Source organism: Mesorhizobium sp. M7D.F.Ca.US.004.03.1.1, assembly GCF_003998635.1.
Lineage (GTDB): Bacteria > Pseudomonadota > Alphaproteobacteria > Rhizobiales > Rhizobiaceae > Mesorhizobium > Mesorhizobium loti.
This window is the reverse complement of the sequence record NZ_RZQG01001563.1, coordinates 1-752: the sequence shown is the minus strand read 5'-3', so window position 1 is coordinate 752 and position 752 is coordinate 1. Positions and strand designations below refer to the sequence as shown.

The following is a 752-nucleotide window of genomic DNA, read 5'->3' as shown; positions in this document are numbered from 1 at the left end:
AGACAGATCGGCACCTATGCCGAAGCCGCCGCCAAGACGTTTTTCTAGACGGCATGGCATTTCGGCTGGCTCCAACCTCGGCGTCGGAAGGGTTCCGGCTCGAGGCGCATGACAGCGTCGGCTCCACCAATGCGCTGGCGCTGGATCACGCCAGGGCAGGTGACCCGGGCAAATTGTGGGTCGTTTCCAAGAAGCAGGAAAGCGGGCGTGGCCGGCGCGGCCGTGTCTGGGCGACGCCCGAGGGCAACCTCGCGGCGACGCTCCTCGTCATCACCAAGGCAGAGCTTCGCCTTGCCGCAACGCTGGGCTTCGTCGCCGGGCTGGCGCTGGCCGATGCGCTCGACGCCGTGGTGCCAAAGGGCCGGATCGCCATCGGCCTCGACGGCGCCAGTGAAGGCAAAAACCGTTTCGAGTTGAAATGGCCGAATGACGTGCTTGCGTCGGGCGCCAAGCTGGCCGGTATCCTGCTGGAATCGGCGATCCTGGAAGGCGGCCGTTTCGCGGTGGCGGTCGGCATCGGCGTCAATGTGGTGGCATACCCTGAGGATTTGCCTTATCCCGCAACATCCTTGCGCGCGCTGGGTGCGGCATGCGATGCGGAGACACTGTTCCTCGCGCTATCGGATGCCTGGAGCGAGAATGCCCGGTTGTGGGATGAGGGGCGCGGACTTGCCGCCGTCAGGCGGCGGTGGTTGGCTCGCGCGGCGGGGCTCGGCGGCGAGGTTGCTGTCAGGATTGACGGTAATGTGGTG

The 752-nt window shown here is 66.1% G+C and carries 1 protein-coding gene; it reads left to right on the top strand.

Annotated features, from left to right (window positions below):
• Window positions 1-53 precede the first annotated feature (53 nt).
• The coding region (locus EN935_RS38710; protein WP_127374386.1) for a biotin--[acetyl-CoA-carboxylase] ligase at window positions 54-752 on the top strand (699 nt) is incomplete at its 3' end.